We start from the raw sequence: 14,384 nt of genomic DNA, 5'->3' as shown, positions 1-14,384 counted from the left end.
TCCGGCAAGCGACTGCGACACGGGAGAAGCGACCATGAGGTCCCTAAGCATTGGCGCCACGGGCATGTTGGCCCAGCAGATGAACGTGGAGGTGATCTCCAACAACATCGCCAACATGAACACCACCGGCTACAAGCGTGGCCGCACGGAGTTCCACGATCTGCTCTATCAGGATCTGCGCCGGGTCGGCTCCGCATCCTCGGACGCCGGCACGATTGTCCCCTCTGGCGTGCAGGTCGGTCTCGGCGTGAAGGCGGCCGCGGTGTACCGCATCACCGAGCAGGGCAACATCACGATCACCGACAACACCTTCGACATCGCCGTCAACGGCAAGGGTTACTTCCAGGTGGAACTCCCCAGCGGGGACACCGGCTATAGCCGCGCCGGCTCCTTCCAGCTTTCGCCGGACGGCGATCTGGTAACCCCGGACGGCTATCTGGTTCAGCCCGGCATCACCATCCCGCTCGACGCCAGCGGCGTAACGATCAATGCCAGCGGCGAGGTCTGGGTCGACATTCAGGGACAGGTCGCGCCGACCAACGTCGGCCAGCTCGAGCTGGCGACCTTCGCCAACGAAGCAGGTCTGGAAGCGATCGGCGACAACCTCTTCCTGGAGACGGTCGCGTCCGGTGCCGCCAACGTCGCGGCGCCGGGAACCGAGGGCTACGGAACGATCCTGCAGGGTGCGCTTGAGACCTCCAACGTCAACGTCGTGCAGGAAATCACCAATCTGATCACCGCCCAGCGCGCCTACGAGATGAACTCCAAAGTCATCCAGGCTTCCGACGAGATGATGCGCAGCGTCACCCAGATGCGCTAACGCCTGCAGCCAAGGGACCAGATTCATGACCAAAAAGACCTCACGCACGTCCCGCATCGCAAAAGCTCCGCGCCGCTTTCTGCGCGGCAGCGCCGCAGCGGCCAGCCTTATTGCCGGTCTTTTCGCAGCCGCTTCGGCGCTGGCCGACGATACCGCGCTCTCGAGCACCGCGCTCCAGACCGCCGCCGCTCCGATCGCCTTGAAGCCCCAGGTGACGGTCGATAGCGACCTCGTACATCTGGGCGATCTCTTCCATGGCGAGATCAGCAAGGCGGACGTGCCGATCGCCCGGGCTCCGGCGCCTGGCGAGCAGATCGAACTACAAGCGCAATGGCTCTGGTCGGTCGCCCGCGCCTATGGCGTGGCCTGGCACCCGCGCTCGACCCTGGAAACCGTAACACTGACTCGCGACTCCTACCTGCTCGATGCGGCCCGCCTGGAAGACATCCTGCTGGAGGGCCTCGCCCGGCACGGCATGGATCAGGCAAGCTTGGCGGTTCAGCTCGACAATCCGCGCTTCTCTCAGCACCTGCCTACCAGCGTGGCCGGCCAGTTGGAGATGGGGCAGCTCAATCACGATCCGCGCAGCGGCCGCTTCGCCGCGGATCTGCGCGCACCGACCGAGGACGGGCGGATGCTGCGCGTGGCGGTGAGCGGTCGGCTTCTGGAGATCGTCGAAGTTCCAGTCCTGTCGCGCCGGGTCGCCCCGGGTGAGGTGATCGGCGCGCGGGACGTCGACTGGATGTCCATGCAGGCGGATAGAGTGGCCGCCAACGTCGTAACGGACCCCAACGACCTGATCGGTACCAGCCCGCGCCGTGGTCTGCGCCCCGGACAGCCGGTGCGAATCAGCGAAGTCGGTGAACCGGTCCTGGTCGAGAAGAACCAGATGGTCCTGCTGCGCGTCCAGACCGCCGCCATGCAGCTCACCGCTCAAGGCCGCGCCATGGAAGACGGCGCCCGCGGCGAAACCATTCGGGTGATCAACACGAAATCCAGCACCATCGTCACCGGCACGGTCACCGAGACGGGTCTGGTCGTGGTACAGCCGCTGAATGCAACGATCGGCCAGTGACGCCGTAGGTCAAGCAAGCCCAAAACGGCCTTTTGAGGACGGAAAGGACGAACCCATGATCACACGACCCAAACATCCCAGACATCCAGGCATCGCGATCCTCGGCATCGCCGCACTCACGCTGTTGCTGCCAGGTTGCAACATGCTGACCCGCCTGTCCGAAGTCGGATCGGCACCGGAGATGAGCAGCATTCAGAATCCGGCGATCTACCACGGCAACCAGCCCGTGGCGGTCCCGATGCCGCGACCGGTCGCTCTCGACTTCCAGGCCAATTCGCTCTGGCGCCCCGGCAGTCGCGCCTTCTTCAAGGACCAACGGGCGACCCAGGTCGGCGACATCCTGACGGTGGTCATCGACATCGACGACAGCGCCGAACTCTCGAACTCCTCAGAACGGTCCCGCGAGAGCGGCGAAAGCGCCGGTCTCGGCGGGTTCCTAGGCTTCGAGAACGAGTTGGACAAGCTCCTCCCGAACGGCGTGGACAACGAGAACCTGGTCGATGCTCAGGCCGATTCGGTCAGCCGCGGCAACGGCACCATCGATCGCGAGGAGGATATCGAGGTTCGCGTCGCCGCGATGATCACCCAGGTGCTGCCGAACGGCAACATGGTGGTGGCAGGGCGCCAGGAGACCCGGGTCAACTACGAGCTCCGCCAGCTCCAAGTGACCGGAATCATCCGCCCCGAGGACGTGACCTCCACCAACACGGTCAATTTCGACCAGATCGCCGAAGCCCGCATCAGCTACGGCGGCCGCGGACACCTCTCGGATGTGCAACAGCCGCGCTACGGCCAGCAGATCTACGACATCGTCTTCCCGTTCTGATCGACCGTCACACAGGAAGACGCGGACCTTCCAAGCGATCTTTCCGTCCCGCTTGGCACACCTTGGCCGGCTGCAGACCCGCAGCCGGCCTTTTCTTTATGAAAGATCCGCTTACGCGCCTTCATCGGTCGTCGCGCTGCGTGCGCTCGATTCTCAGTCGTCGCGCTGCGTGCGCTCGATTCTCAGTCGTCGCGCTGCGTGCGCTCCATGCGCTCGTGACGCTCCTGCGCCTCGATCGAGAGCGTGGCAATGGGCCGAGCCTCCAAACGCTTGATCGAGATCGGCTCGCTAGTATCCTCGCAATAGCCGTATTCGCCGTCTTCGATCCGCTTGAGCGCGGCATCGATCTTGGAAATCAGCTTGCGCTCGCGGTCGCGAGTTCGAAGTTCCAAGGAGCGGTCGGTCTCCAGCGAGGCCCGATCCGCGATATCCGGCTCGGCAAGACTGCCTTCCTGGAGATGATTGATCGTCTCCCCCGATTCGCGCAGCAGCTCCGCCTTCCAGCTCAGCAGTTTGCGCCGGAAGTACTCCTGCATCTTCGGGTTCATGAACGCTTCGCCCTCACCAGGGCGATAGTCGGGTTCAAGAGTGACCGTCGTCATGCCACCTGCCTGCTCATGGACTCGCTAAGGGGCCAGAACCGGCGCGGAGTATATGCAAAAAGCTCGTTGCCACAAGCGACGTAATTCGTTGTACGATCAAAAGACACTGGATTGAAAAATCACGGTTATTTGTCCTGACCAGCGAGGCGGGCGCCAGAGCGCCTCGTGCAAAGCGGCTGTTCCCCGCCGTTATTGACCAAGCTTGGCCAACTCGACGGCGGCCCGGGTCTCGATTTCGGCCAAGACCTGCTCGACCCGCGCATCGTCAGCCTGAGGCCTGGCTTCGCCGAGCAGAATTTGAAGGCGCCGAAGGCCGGCCAGCGGGATTCGCCCCATCAGGAGGCCGACGCGAATCCGGTCCAATTCGTCCAGCAGCTGGTCGCCTCGCTTGCGCGCCTTGGCGCGGCCGCAGAGAGCGTCCGGCGCTTCTTGGATCGTCAGCAAGCTGTCCAGCCCGGCCACGCCGGGCGCGCCGGCAGCCTGGGCGGCCGGTTCGTTGTCGCCCTTCAGAGCGTCAGCGAAGGCCGAACCGTTGGCTCCACCGCGCGCCTTGCGCTTGATCGACTGAGCTCGAGGACCCGAAAGGGGATCGATTTTCATGCTGTCCGTTTAGCTCCCGTAACTTCCGCAGATTGCGCAAATCGCGGTTAAGCGCACGTTAAGGAGTGCCGTTTGGGGGGAAATTCTTGCCGTCCGGCAAGGCTGATGCAGTGGCAAGCCATCTCACCGGCACGACCTACATGCGAATATATCATTCTATATCAAGGCGTTACGAAATTTCGATCAACTGGCACGACTTTCGCATTGTTAGTCCCGAAATCAGTCGGCCGAACAAGAGCCGGACACGATCGGGACGATACGGAAAGCTTGCTGGCCTCATGCCCTACTGCCTCATCGACATTCGTCAAAGCATCTTGCGCAGCCTGGCCGCAGTCCTGACCGCGGTGCTGACCGCAGTCCTGGCCGGTGCTGTCCTGCTGTTGGCGGCGCAGCCGGTCGCCGCACAGTCGCGGATCAAGGATATCGCCGAGTTCGAAGGCATTCGCGACAACCTGCTGATCGGCTACGGCCTGGTTGTTGGTCTCAACGGCACCGGCGACGACCTGGGCAGCGCCGTTTTCACCCGCGAGAGCTTGATCGGCATGCTGCAGCGCCTCGGCGTCAATGCGCGCGATCAGAACCTGGATACGGACAACGTGGCCGCCGTGATGGTCACCGCCAACCTGCCGCCTTTCGCGCGGCAAGGCACCCGCATCAGCATCTCCGTATCGGCTCTCGGCGATTCCGAGAGCCTGCAGGGGGGCACCTTGCTGGTTACGCCGCTGGTCGGCGCCGACGGTGAGGTCTACGCCGTCGCACAGGGCCCCATCGCCGTGGGCGGTTTTCAGGCCGAGGGTGCCGCTGAGCAGGTCACCCGAGGCGTGCCGACGACCGGCCGCATCGCAAGCGGCGCCATCGTCGAGCGTGAGATCGAGTTCGACCTGACCGCTCTCAAGACGGTCCAGATCAGCCTGCGCAACCCAGATCTGACCACGGCACGCCGGATCGCCGACGCCATCAACGGCTTCACCGGACTTCCGGCCGCGCGAGCTTCCGACCCGGGCACCGTCAACGTCACGGTTCCGCCGACCTACAGCGGCGACACCGTCGCCTTGATGACCGATATCGAACAGCTGCCCGTCCAGGTGGATCAAGCCGCGCGCGTCGTCATCGACGAGCACTCCGGGGTCATCGTGATGGGCGAGAACGTGCGCATCTCCGAAGTTGCAATCGCGCAGGGCAACCTGACGATCCGTATCACCGAGACGCCGCAGGTATCTCAGCCGGGTGCCTTCGCCGAAGCGGGCGAAACCGTCGTGGTTCCGCGGACCAACATCGAGATCGACGAGGACGACGAGCGTCGTCTGGCCGTACTCCCGGCGGGCGTCACACTGCAGGAGCTCGTCAACGGCCTGAACGCCCTGGGTGTCGGACCGCGCGACATGATCACGATCCTGCAGGCCATCAAGGCCGCCGGCGCCCTCCAGGCCGAAATCGAGGTGATGTGATGATGGATATGAACACCTTGCTGATGGCCCAAGGCGCCGCACCGGCCGGAAATCAGACGCCGGCGGACCAGGCTGCCCGCGAAAAGCAGGCCGAAGCGACCGGCCAGAAGTTCGAAGCGATGTTCCTGGCTCAGATGCTGGCACCGATGTTCGACGGCCTGGGCGCCGACAGTCCCTTCGGCGGTCAGACCGCAAAAGCCTACCGCTCGGTGATGTTGCAGGAATACGGCGAAGCCATGGCAGCGAATGGCGGTGTCGGTATCGCCGACCAAGTGAAAGCAGAAATTCTCAAGCTCCAGGAGGTGGCGCAATGACCGCCCAGCTCGTTCTAGAAGCCACTAGCCCGGCAGTCGCCCTCGGAGAAACTGGCCGTGTCACCCAGTTCCTCAACGTGACCAGCCGGCTGATCGATGTGTTGGAGCGCGAAATCAAGATGTTGCGCAGCATGAAACCGGCCGAGATGCAGCAGCTTCAGCACGACAAGATCGTTCTCGCCGCAGCCTACGAAGCAGCTGTGCGCGGACTAAACGCCGATCCGGCGGAACTCGAACTGGTTGCTCCGGCGATTCGCGCCGAACTGCGCGAAACCACCGAACGCTTCCACGGCGCTCTGGCCGCCAACGAGCAGGCTTTGCGAGCGGCCAAGGAAGCAACCGACCGTTTGCTGAAGCACATCGTCGCCGAAGCCGAACGCCAGCGCGGTCAGGCCAATGCCTACAGCGCACGCGCCGGAAAGGCGGTCTCGCTGAACAGCGGCGATGCACTCTCGCTGAGTGTCGATCAACGGCTCTAAAGCCCAGACGTCCCAACTGAGGAGCGCCCAGGCGGCGAGACCCCCATGTCTCTAACCTTCTCCCTCAAGACGGCCCTTTCGGGCCTGCAGCTCAGCCAGGCTGCGATGAGTTCGACGTCCAACAACGTCGCGAACGCCAACACGCCCGGCTACACCCGCAAAAGCGTGGAGCCGATCGCACGGACCGTCGCCGGCGCCGGAGCCGGCGTCCAGCTCGGCGAGCTTCGCCGCTCGGTCGACGAACGGCTGATCCGGGAGGTCCGCGAAGCCAACGCCATGCTGGGCTCATACACCATCAAGGCCGGCTATATGGACCGGGTTCAGAACCTGTTCGGCAAACCGGGGGACAACTCCTCGATCGCCAATCGCATCGACGAATTCGCCACTGCGGTCGCCGGCCTGTCGAGCACGCCGGAAAGCGCGACTGAACGCATCAAGATGATCAACGAGGCGCAGAAGGTCGCGCAGCAGCTCAACGATATGTCCGAGGCGATCCAGAGAATGCGCCTCGACGCCGACGCCGAAATCAACCAGGCGGTCGGCGTGATCAACGAGCAGCTCGAAACCATCGTCCGCCTGAACGCGGAGATCGCCCAGATCAAGGGACAGGGTCAGCCGGCCGTCGAGTTGGAGGACGAGCGAGACAACGCGCTGGACACGATCAGCCAGTACATGGAAATCAACTATTTCCAGCGCGGTAGCGGCGAGATCGTGGTCTACACGCCGGAGGGCACGGTGCTCGCGGACAGCGTCGCCAAGACCTTCACCTACAATCCGGCAGCCGTCATGTCGCCGACCATATCCTATGGCGCCGGCATCAGCGGCATCAACGCAGGCGCCATCGACCTGACGAACCGGATCGAAGAAGGGCGCCTCGCAGGTTTGATCGCGATGCGCGACACCGAGCTCCCGGAGCTGCAGGCGGAACTGGACCGCCTGACGGAACAGCTTCGCGACCAGATCAACGCCGTCCACAACCAAGGCACTGGAAACCCCGCCGCCAACACTCTCAACGGTCAGCGGACCTTCGGCGATATCACGGTCGACAATATCGTGATCGACGAAGCCGTGCGCTTCACCGTCGTCGATGCCGACGGCCTGACGGTCAACTCGGCCCTGATGCCGGCAGGCACCTACAGTGCCGAGGAGGTGCAGGACTGGGTCAACGCGAACCTTCCCGGTGCCACGGCAACGGTCAGCAACGGCAACGGCCTCCAGATCACGGCGACGGACCCGACGCAGGGCATCGCGATAGTCGACAGTCCCAACCAGAGCATCACCGACGGCGCGGTCACCGTGGAGAGCCTGTCCCACTACTTCGGCCTCAACGACTTCTTCGTCACCAACGGCAATGTCACTGGAGACGCGACCACCGGCATTTCACAGATACTCGAGGTTCGCAGCGACATCGTCAGCGACCCGCACCTGATCTCGCGCGGACGTCTTGACATCAATGCCGCCACCGCCGGCGACGTGGCCATCGCGGCGGGCGATAACTCGATCATCACGGCGCTGGCCGAGAAGTTCGACGAAGACCTGCAGATCCAAGCTGCCGGCGGGCTTCCACTCTCGCGAACCACCCTCTCCGGCTATGGCGCCGATATCCTGGCGAACGCAGCCATGGAGGCAAGTTCGGCGAGCACGAAGCAAAGCTTTCAGAACACTCTCAGCCAAGAGATGGAGTTCCGGCGCAGCGGAGTCAGCGGCGTCAACGTCGACGAAGAGATGGCGAACCTAATCCTCTACCAGAACGCCTATTCCGCATCCGCGCGCGTGATCGACGTTGCCCGCCAGATGTTCGACACCCTCGACGGCATCATGCGCTAAGCGTGAGGAGTCCAAATAATGTTTCGCGTTTCCACATTCGGAACCCATGAACTCAGCGTCTTCAACGCCATGCAGACCCAGAAGCGGCTGCAAGACGGGCAGATTGCCGCGAATACGGGCTTCAAGAGCCAGGACTACGCCGGGTTCAACGTCGATACCCGTCGTCTGCTGTCGATGGAATCAACCGTCGCACGGATCAACAGCTACCAGCGGAACATCGAGACGACGGAGCGCCGCCTGAAGGCGATGGAGACTTCCGTCGCCCAGTTGCATGAGGTCGCCACCGAAGCCAATACGCTGCTGGTGAACGCGCTGAACGCCGAGGATGGCGAGGACTTGCAGCTGGATGTGCGGGCCGAGAAGATGCTCGAGCAGGTGGCCGGGCTGCTGAACCTCAAGCACGAGGAACGCTACCTCTTCGCCGGCGCCCGCACCGATGTGGAACCGGTCGACCTGACGACCTACGACCCGACCGACCCGGCCTACAACCCGGCCGACCCGACGACGGCCAACGCGGGCTACTACAACGGAGATACGGCGGTTCTGACGGGGCGCGTCGACGAGTCGATGACCCTGGACTATGGCATCACCGCGGCCGAAGGCTCCTTCGAGAATCTGATCCGCGGCCTGCAGCTTGCGATCAACGGGGGCAGCCCCGGCACGATCGACCGGGCGACGCTCGAACAGTCGCTCGATCTGATCGGCGATGCCGTGCGCGACATTCCGGACGTCCGTGGCCGCATCGGCGCCAACCTCTCTAGCCTGGAGGCCGTCAAGGACAAGCATGCCCAGCTGAAGCTCTATGCCGAGGAAACCATCGTCGACACGGAACAAACCGACATCGCCGCAACCATGACGCAGATCACGGCCGATCAGGTGCTGCTGGAGACCTCCTATACCGTGACGTCGCGCCTCAGCCAGCTCAGCCTCGCAAACTTCCTGCGTTAACCGCCCGGTTACCTGGTTTGAAGGAAACTATCGCCATGTCGACCTCCGCCCACGCCCTGGCCACAGCAGCTCCCGACCAAGGGTCCGTCGTGCCTCAGACCCTTGTCGAGACCCGCTTCGGCACCTTCGCCTTCGATGCGAACAACAGCCTCCTGATGCCCTCGGGCCCGTTGGGGTTTGCGACGCACCGGCACTTCGGCTTGGCCAACCTGCCGGACCCGAACCTCGCGGCCTTCAAGTTGCTGCAGTCGCTCGATGATATCGACGTCAGCTTCGTCGTCACGCCGCTGGAGCTGCATCCGGGTCTGATCGAGCCGCTCGACATCGAGGCGGGAGCCAAAGCGGTCGGGATGGCTTCGACGAACCTGGAAACGCTCCTGATCGTGACGGCCCGGACCAGTCCGGAGGGCGCGTCTCTCAGCATCAACCTGCGTGCGCCGGTGCTCATCGACTTCGATGCCCGAACTGCGCGGCAGGTCGTGCTGGGGAATCCGCACTATGCGGTGCAGCACCCGATCACCATGCCCCAAGCCTGATACGGCATCCTCGGCGGCAGGAGCTCGCCCCCCAGGGCAGCGGTCCCGACACCTCGAGACTTGGCAAAAATTAGGTAGAATGCCTCGAATTCGGCCGCCGTTAACGCTTTCGAAATAGGGTTAACGAAATTCTCCGACTGGACAGGCCGAGCCCGCACGAGGTTCGGCCGCTGTCTGGTCCGAAGCGCGGCGCAACGGCTTTCCAAGCTGCTGCAGTCCGCCTCGCTAGGTAGAGAGTCGGCATGACCCTAAGTTTCGAGGCACCGGCCCGGCGCGTCATCGCGATCGTCCAGGCACGTCTATCGTCGGAACGACTGCCAGGCAAGGTCCTGCGCCCCCTGGGTGGCCGGCCGCTGCTCGGTCACCTGATCGACCGGCTCCGCCACGTGCCCGACCTGGACGGTGTCGTGCTGGCAACCTCGAGCGAAGCTTCCGACGATCCTCTTGCGACTTTTGCCGGCCAGGAAGGTCTACGCTGCTATCGCGGACCGCTGGAGGACGTTGCCAGCCGGATTCTTCAGGCGGCCGTCTCCGACGGCGCCGACGCTTTCGTCAGGATCTCGGGCGACAGTCCCCTGATGGCTCCGGAAATCGTGAGCTGGGCGGCCAAGCTGTTCCGGCAACAGTGGCCCGACCTGGTCACCAATGTCGCAACCCGCAGCTTCCCGAAGGGCCAATCGGTCGAGATATTGAAGACCTCGACCTTCCGCGCCGCGGTTCGCGAATTCGAGACGGCATCCGACCGCGAACACGTCACATCTTTTTTCTACCGCCATGCCGATAGATTCCGGATACTTGCCTTCGCTCGGCAAGAACCTCTCGAGTCGCTGCAGCTTTCGGTCGACTGCGAAGAGGATTTCCGGAGAGTTGAGACGCTGATCAAGCGCATGGATCGGCCACCTGCCAGCTACGGACTCGACGACATCATCGGTCTGCTGCCCGATCGCAGCGGAACGGAGGTCGGAGCGTGATGAGCCTGCGCGCCGGCGTGATCGGGCTGGGCGTCGGTTTCCAGCATGCGATCGGCCTCGCGCAGCACCCGAACTGCGATCTCGCGGCGCTTTGCGATCGGGATCCCGTGAAGCGGCAGCAAGCCAAAGAGCATTTCCCCGGCGTTCCCTTGTTCGAGACTGCGGAAGCACTGCTCGAGGAGAGCGATCTCGACCTCATCTGCGTCGCGAGCTACGACGATGATCACGCGAATCAGATCTTGCGGGCCTTGACCCTGGGCCGTCATGTCTTCGCCGAGAAACCGCTTTGTCTGATGCCGGAAGAGACGGCAGCGATCCGTGACGCGCTGGAGCGTCGGCGTCACTTGCGTCTCTCATCGAACACGGTTCTGCGCGCCTCCCCACGCTTTGCCCAGTTGAAACGCGATATCGATGACGGCCGCCTCGGACGTATCTACGCGATCGAAGGCGACTACAACTACGGCAGGCTGGAAAAACTGACCGCCGGATGGCGCGGGCGGATTCCGAACTATTCGGTCATGCTCGGCGGCGGAATTCACGTCGCCGATCTGCTGCTATGGCTCACGGGTCAAGCGGTTGGGGAAGTCGTCGCCCTGGGCAACGGCATCGCCAGCACCGGCAGTGAGTTCTCGGGCCGGGATTACGCCATTGCCCTGCTGCGGTTCGCCGACGGTACGGTCGGCAAGCTTTCAGCGAATTTCGGCTGCGTCGAGCCGCACTTCCATCGGCTGCTCGTCTACGGAACCGAGGCCACCTTCGAGAACGGGCGCGGCTCCGCCCGTCTCTGGCGGTCACGTGCGGCAGACGCCGTTCCGGAGGACATCGCAACGCCCTACCCCGGCGTCGCCAAGCACGCGCTGCTGCCGAGCTTCGTGGAAGCGATCCTTCATGGCAGCGCCCCCTTGGTCGACGAAAACGACGTCTTGGGCGCGATGGAGCTTTGCCACGCGATCGACCAGGCGATCGACTGCGGCCGACCGGTGAAAGTCGAAACCTCCCGTATGACCCGAGCTGTACTAGAGACCCATCATGCATGAGCTGCCGCGCCAGCGCCCCTTCGGACGCCCGCTGATAGGACAGGAGGAAATCGAGGCCGTGGTCTCCGTTCTGCAAGGGTCGCAGCTCGTGCACGGACCGCGCGCCAAGCAGTTCGAGGATGACTTCGCCAGCTTCTGCAAGGGCGGCACGGCGGTCTCTGTCTCTTCCTGCACCGCCGGACTGCACCTGGCCTATTTCGATCTGGGCTTGGGTCCGGGCGACGAGGTCATCGTGCCGGCGCAAACCCACGTCGCCACGGCCCATGCGGTTGAGTTCACGGGCGCTTCCTGCGTCTTCGTCGAGGCGGATCCGCAGACAGGCAACGTCGCCCCCAATGCCGTCGCCGCCGCAGTGACCGAGCGTACCCGCGCCATCTCGATCGTGCACTACCTGGGACTGCCGGCGGACATGCCGGCGATCAATGCCATCGCCGCAAAGCACGATCTGACGGTGGTCGAAGACTGCGCTCTCGCATTGGGGAGTTGGCTGGACGGTGTGCATTGCGGTCTGCTCGGCGACCTGGGCGCTTTCTCCTTCTATCCGGTCAAACACATCACGACGGCCGAAGGCGGTATGATCCTGACGCGCAACGCCGACACCGCCGCACGCATCGCCCGCAAAAAGGCCTTCGGGGTCGACCGCACCCACAGCGAACGCAGCGTCCCGGGCGTCTACGACGTCACCATGCTGGGCTTCAACTACCGCATGAACGAGCTGGCCGCGGCCCTGGGTATCGAGCAGATCAAAAAGGCAGACGGCTTTCTTCAGGCCCGGGCCGAAAACACCAAGGTACTGCGTGCCGCCCTGGCGGAGATCGACGAGGTCGAGCTGCTCTGGACCGGCGACGCGCGCTTCGTCAGCAGCCACTACTGCACCGCCGCGATTCTCAGCGACGCCGTCGCACCGCGACGTTTCGAAATCGTCGCCCAGCTCAAGCAAGCCGGCATCGGAACCAGCGTCTACTATCCCCGCGCGGTCCCGCAGATGACCTACTACCGGGAAAAATACGGCCACCCGGCCGGCGCCTTTCCACAGGCCGAGCGTATCAGCGACCAGTCGATCGCCTTGCCGGTCGGCCCGCATCTGGACGGAGAGGACATGGTCGCCATCGCGGCCGCCGTTAAGAGCGCTATCCGGGATACCGCCGCATGACCGAACAAGCGGCGCCCCTGCCCGGCGGCGAGGTCCTCACGCCCGATCCTTGGCTGCAGCGCTTGCTGGATCGGCCCTGCTTCGCGTTGGCCCGGACCTGGACGCTGGAGAGTCTCTTAGCCGAGCTGCCGCGCGGACGCTGTTTCGTCTCGGCAAAGGTTCCGGTCGCCCCCCTGGATGCGTCGCTCGCCTTGCAAGGTCTCGGGTTCCGGGTTGTCGACACAGCCCTCACCTTCGAAGCAACCGGCATGACGGCAACAGACGACCGGCGCGTTCGAGTCGCTCAACCTGAAGATCGCCAGGCGGTCGGCGCCATCGCCGCCGGCAACTTCAGCAGTTCGCGCTTTCATCTCGATCCTTCGATCTCCAATGCCGCGGCCGACCGCATCAAGGCGGCTTGGGCCGAAAACTACTTCACCGGCCGGCGCGGCGACCTCATGCTGGTTGCCCAGGACAAGGGGGAGGTCGTCGGTTTTCTGCAGGCTCTGCGAAGCGAAAACGATCTTCTGGTCATCGACTTGATCGCAGTGGCCCAAACCGCGACCCGCCAAGGCCTCGCTTGCGCGATGATCGGAAAGCTCGCCGCCGAAGAGGCGGGCAGGCAAGCGTTACGCCTACGCGTGGGGACACAGGCCGCCAATTTGCCCTCCTGCCGTCTCTACGAATCGCTTGGCTTTCGTCTCGCAGAGGCGAAGACCGTTCTGCACTTCCACGGACAGGAGGACTAGAGCGGTGAAGATCGGCCCGGTGGATCTGACCCGTGACATCCTGGTTGTCGCGGAAATCGGCAATAATCATGAAGGCGACCTCGGCCGCGCGGAAGAGATGATCCATCGTGCCGCCGAAGCCGGCGCCCAGGCGGTCAAGTTCCAGACCATCGATCCGGAGCGTCTGGTCGCCACCGATCAGACCGCCCGCCTTGAGCAGTTGCGGCGCTTCGCCCTGACAGCCGACGACCATGCGCGCCTCGCGGCCGTCGCGGCCAAAGCCGGGGTCCTGTTCCTCTCGACGCCCTTCAGCCTGGAGGCGGTCGCCCTGCTCGACCCCTTGGTTCCGGCCTTCAAGATCGCCTCCGGCGACAACGACTTCGCTCCCCTGCTGACGCGGGTCGCCCTGACCGCGAAACCCCTGTTGATCTCGACCGGCATGAGCCGACCGGAGGAGGTCGCCTTGGCGGTGGCAAGGATCCGGACCGCCTGGGCCGATGCGATGCTTGGCGATCCTGGCCTCGTGCTGCTGCATTGCGTCTCCGCCTATCCGACCCCGGTTCACGCAGCCAACCTCCGTGCGATCCTGTCCTTGTCGGCCTACGGCGCCGTACCGGGTTACTCCGACCACACCCTGGGCATCGAGGCGGCGGTCCTGTCCGTGGCGCTGGGCGCCCGAGTGATCGAGAAGCACTTCACACTCTCGAAGACGCAGTCGGACTTCCGCGATCATCAACTCTCCGCCGAGCCACAGGAATTGGCCGAGTTGGTGGAACGGGTGCGTGGGGCGGAGGCCCTGCTGGGCGATGGCGTCAAGCGCATCCAGGAAGAGGAAACTCCAGTGGCCGCCGCCGCGCGGCGCTCGATCTGTGCCGCCCGCGCCCTGACGCCCGGCCAGATCATCGGCCCGCAAGATCTCACCTGGCTGCGTCCAGCCGGCGGACCGCGGCCCGGCTCCGAAGCCGACCTGTTGGGCCGCGGCGTGAAACAGCCGGTTCCCGCCGGCACGCCCCTCACCCCGGAACTGCTGGACTGAACGCG

Annotated in this window: 16 protein-coding genes; 14 read left to right on the top strand and 2 right to left on the bottom strand. The window is 64.1% G+C overall.

Annotated elements, in window-relative coordinates; genetic code table 11:
- Window positions 1-34 precede the first annotated feature (34 nt).
- Genes flgG through flgH form a run of 3 tightly spaced genes read left to right on the top strand, consistent with a single transcriptional unit; the run spans window position 35 to window position 2,721 of the window.
- Entirely contained in the window at window positions 35-820 is a 786-nt protein-coding gene (gene flgG / locus DBZ32_RS15145; protein ID WP_119168027.1) for a flagellar basal-body rod protein FlgG, read from the top strand.
- A 25-nt stretch (window positions 821-845) separates the two neighbouring features.
- A complete protein-coding gene (gene flgA / locus DBZ32_RS15140) occupies window positions 846-1,895 on the top strand; it encodes a flagellar basal body P-ring formation chaperone FlgA (protein ID WP_119168026.1) in 1,050 nt (349 codons plus the stop codon).
- Window positions 1,896-1,950: 55 nt separating this feature from the next.
- Window positions 1,951-2,721 carry a flagellar basal body L-ring protein FlgH gene (gene flgH, locus DBZ32_RS15135; protein ID WP_119168025.1) on the top strand — a complete coding sequence of 257 codons (771 nt, stop codon included), beginning with the start codon at window positions 1,951-1,953 and terminating at the stop codon, window positions 2,719-2,721.
- 182 nt (window positions 2,722-2,903) lie between these two features.
- Here flgH and dksA read toward each other — a convergent pair whose 3' ends face one another.
- Both dksA and DBZ32_RS15125 read right to left on the bottom strand, forming a co-directional pair.
- Complete coding sequence (gene dksA / locus DBZ32_RS15130) at window positions 2,904-3,323, bottom strand: RNA polymerase-binding protein DksA (protein ID WP_119168024.1); 420 nt, start codon at window positions 3,321-3,323, stop codon at window positions 2,904-2,906.
- A gap of 189 nt (window positions 3,324-3,512) precedes the next feature.
- Window positions 3,513-3,923, bottom strand: coding sequence for a flagellar assembly protein FliX (locus DBZ32_RS15125; protein WP_119168023.1), 411 nt, complete (start codon window positions 3,921-3,923; stop codon window positions 3,513-3,515).
- 278 nt (window positions 3,924-4,201) lie between these two features.
- Between DBZ32_RS15125 and DBZ32_RS15120 the strand changes: the two genes are divergently transcribed.
- From DBZ32_RS15120 to DBZ32_RS15070, 11 genes are all read left to right on the top strand, one after another.
- On the top strand, window positions 4,202-5,371 hold the full coding sequence (locus DBZ32_RS15120) for a flagellar basal body P-ring protein FlgI (protein ID WP_119168022.1): 1,170 nt from the start codon (window positions 4,202-4,204) through the stop codon (window positions 5,369-5,371).
- A complete protein-coding gene (locus tag DBZ32_RS15115; RefSeq protein WP_119168021.1) occupies window positions 5,371-5,685 on the top strand; it encodes a rod-binding protein in 315 nt (104 codons plus the stop codon). The genes DBZ32_RS15120 and DBZ32_RS15115 overlap by 1 nt, the downstream gene beginning before the upstream one ends.
- The gene (locus DBZ32_RS15110; RefSeq protein ID WP_119168020.1) at window positions 5,682-6,164 is read left to right on the top strand and encodes a hypothetical protein; all 483 of its coding nucleotides are present in this window, start codon (window positions 5,682-5,684) and stop codon (window positions 6,162-6,164) included. The genes DBZ32_RS15115 and DBZ32_RS15110 overlap by 4 nt, the downstream gene beginning before the upstream one ends.
- A gap of 45 nt (window positions 6,165-6,209) precedes the next feature.
- Window positions 6,210-7,991, top strand: a complete 1,782-nt coding sequence (flgK, locus tag DBZ32_RS15105) for a flagellar hook-associated protein FlgK (RefSeq protein ID WP_119168019.1) — start codon at window positions 6,210-6,212, stop codon at window positions 7,989-7,991.
- Window positions 7,992-8,009: 18 nt separating this feature from the next.
- On the top strand, window positions 8,010-8,939 hold the full coding sequence (locus DBZ32_RS15100) for a flagellin (RefSeq protein WP_119168018.1): 930 nt from the start codon (window positions 8,010-8,012) through the stop codon (window positions 8,937-8,939).
- 35 nt (window positions 8,940-8,974) lie between these two features.
- Window positions 8,975-9,475, top strand: a complete 501-nt coding sequence (fliW, locus tag DBZ32_RS15095; RefSeq protein ID WP_119168017.1) for a flagellar assembly protein FliW — start codon at window positions 8,975-8,977, stop codon at window positions 9,473-9,475.
- A 242-nt stretch (window positions 9,476-9,717) separates the two neighbouring features.
- The gene (locus tag DBZ32_RS15090) at window positions 9,718-10,446 is read left to right on the top strand and encodes a cytidylyltransferase domain-containing protein (protein ID WP_119168016.1); all 729 of its coding nucleotides are present in this window, start codon (window positions 9,718-9,720) and stop codon (window positions 10,444-10,446) included.
- Window positions 10,446-11,483 carry a Gfo/Idh/MocA family protein gene (locus DBZ32_RS15085; RefSeq protein ID WP_119168015.1) on the top strand — a complete coding sequence of 346 codons (1,038 nt, stop codon included), beginning with the start codon at window positions 10,446-10,448 and terminating at the stop codon, window positions 11,481-11,483. The genes DBZ32_RS15090 and DBZ32_RS15085 overlap by 1 nt, the downstream gene beginning before the upstream one ends.
- Window positions 11,476-12,636 (top strand): DegT/DnrJ/EryC1/StrS family aminotransferase, encoded by a 1,161-nt coding sequence (locus DBZ32_RS15080; RefSeq protein ID WP_119168014.1) that lies wholly within the window; start codon window positions 11,476-11,478, stop codon window positions 12,634-12,636. Before DBZ32_RS15085 ends, DBZ32_RS15080 begins: the two co-directional genes overlap by 8 nt.
- Entirely contained in the window at window positions 12,633-13,364 is a 732-nt protein-coding gene (locus DBZ32_RS15075) for a GNAT family N-acetyltransferase (RefSeq protein WP_119168013.1), read from the top strand. The genes DBZ32_RS15080 and DBZ32_RS15075 overlap by 4 nt, the downstream gene beginning before the upstream one ends.
- A 4-nt stretch (window positions 13,365-13,368) precedes the next feature.
- Window positions 13,369-14,379, top strand: a complete 1,011-nt coding sequence (locus tag DBZ32_RS15070) for an N-acetylneuraminate synthase family protein (RefSeq protein WP_119168012.1) — start codon at window positions 13,369-13,371, stop codon at window positions 14,377-14,379.
- Window positions 14,380-14,384 lie beyond the last annotated feature (5 nt).

The sequence above is a fragment of the Algihabitans albus genome, from assembly GCF_003572205.1.
In the GTDB taxonomy this organism is placed as follows: Bacteria; Pseudomonadota; Alphaproteobacteria; order Kiloniellales; family DSM-21159; genus Algihabitans; species Algihabitans albus.
The sequence above is the reverse complement of the archived record's forward strand: the minus strand, read 5'-3'. Positions and strand labels throughout refer to the sequence as shown.

Bases quoted from the DNA above. Each gene is read 5' to 3' on its own strand.
- flgG (WP_119168027.1), top strand. From the start codon at position 35: ATGAGGTCCCTAAGCATTGGCGCCACGGGCATGTTGGCCCAGCAGATG.
- flgA (WP_119168026.1), top strand. From the start codon at position 846: ATGACCAAAAAGACCTCACGCACGTCCCGCATCGCAAAAGCTCCGCGC.
- flgH (WP_119168025.1), top strand. From the start codon at position 1,951: ATGATCACACGACCCAAACATCCCAGACATCCAGGCATCGCGATCCTC.
- dksA (WP_119168024.1), bottom strand. From the start codon at position 3,323: ATGACGACGGTCACTCTTGAACCCGACTATCGCCCTGGTGAGGGCGAA.
- DBZ32_RS15125 (WP_119168023.1), bottom strand. From the start codon at position 3,923: ATGAAAATCGATCCCCTTTCGGGTCCTCGAGCTCAGTCGATCAAGCGC.
- DBZ32_RS15120 (WP_119168022.1), top strand. From the start codon at position 4,202: ATGCCCTACTGCCTCATCGACATTCGTCAAAGCATCTTGCGCAGCCTG.
- DBZ32_RS15115 (WP_119168021.1), top strand. From the start codon at position 5,371: ATGATGGATATGAACACCTTGCTGATGGCCCAAGGCGCCGCACCGGCC.
- DBZ32_RS15110 (WP_119168020.1), top strand. From the start codon at position 5,682: ATGACCGCCCAGCTCGTTCTAGAAGCCACTAGCCCGGCAGTCGCCCTC.
- flgK (WP_119168019.1), top strand. From the start codon at position 6,210: ATGTCTCTAACCTTCTCCCTCAAGACGGCCCTTTCGGGCCTGCAGCTC.
- DBZ32_RS15100 (WP_119168018.1), top strand. From the start codon at position 8,010: ATGTTTCGCGTTTCCACATTCGGAACCCATGAACTCAGCGTCTTCAAC.
- fliW (WP_119168017.1), top strand. From the start codon at position 8,975: ATGTCGACCTCCGCCCACGCCCTGGCCACAGCAGCTCCCGACCAAGGG.
- DBZ32_RS15090 (WP_119168016.1), top strand. From the start codon at position 9,718: ATGACCCTAAGTTTCGAGGCACCGGCCCGGCGCGTCATCGCGATCGTC.
- DBZ32_RS15085 (WP_119168015.1), top strand. From the start codon at position 10,446: ATGAGCCTGCGCGCCGGCGTGATCGGGCTGGGCGTCGGTTTCCAGCAT.
- DBZ32_RS15080 (WP_119168014.1), top strand. From the start codon at position 11,476: ATGCATGAGCTGCCGCGCCAGCGCCCCTTCGGACGCCCGCTGATAGGA.
- DBZ32_RS15075 (WP_119168013.1), top strand. From the start codon at position 12,633: ATGACCGAACAAGCGGCGCCCCTGCCCGGCGGCGAGGTCCTCACGCCC.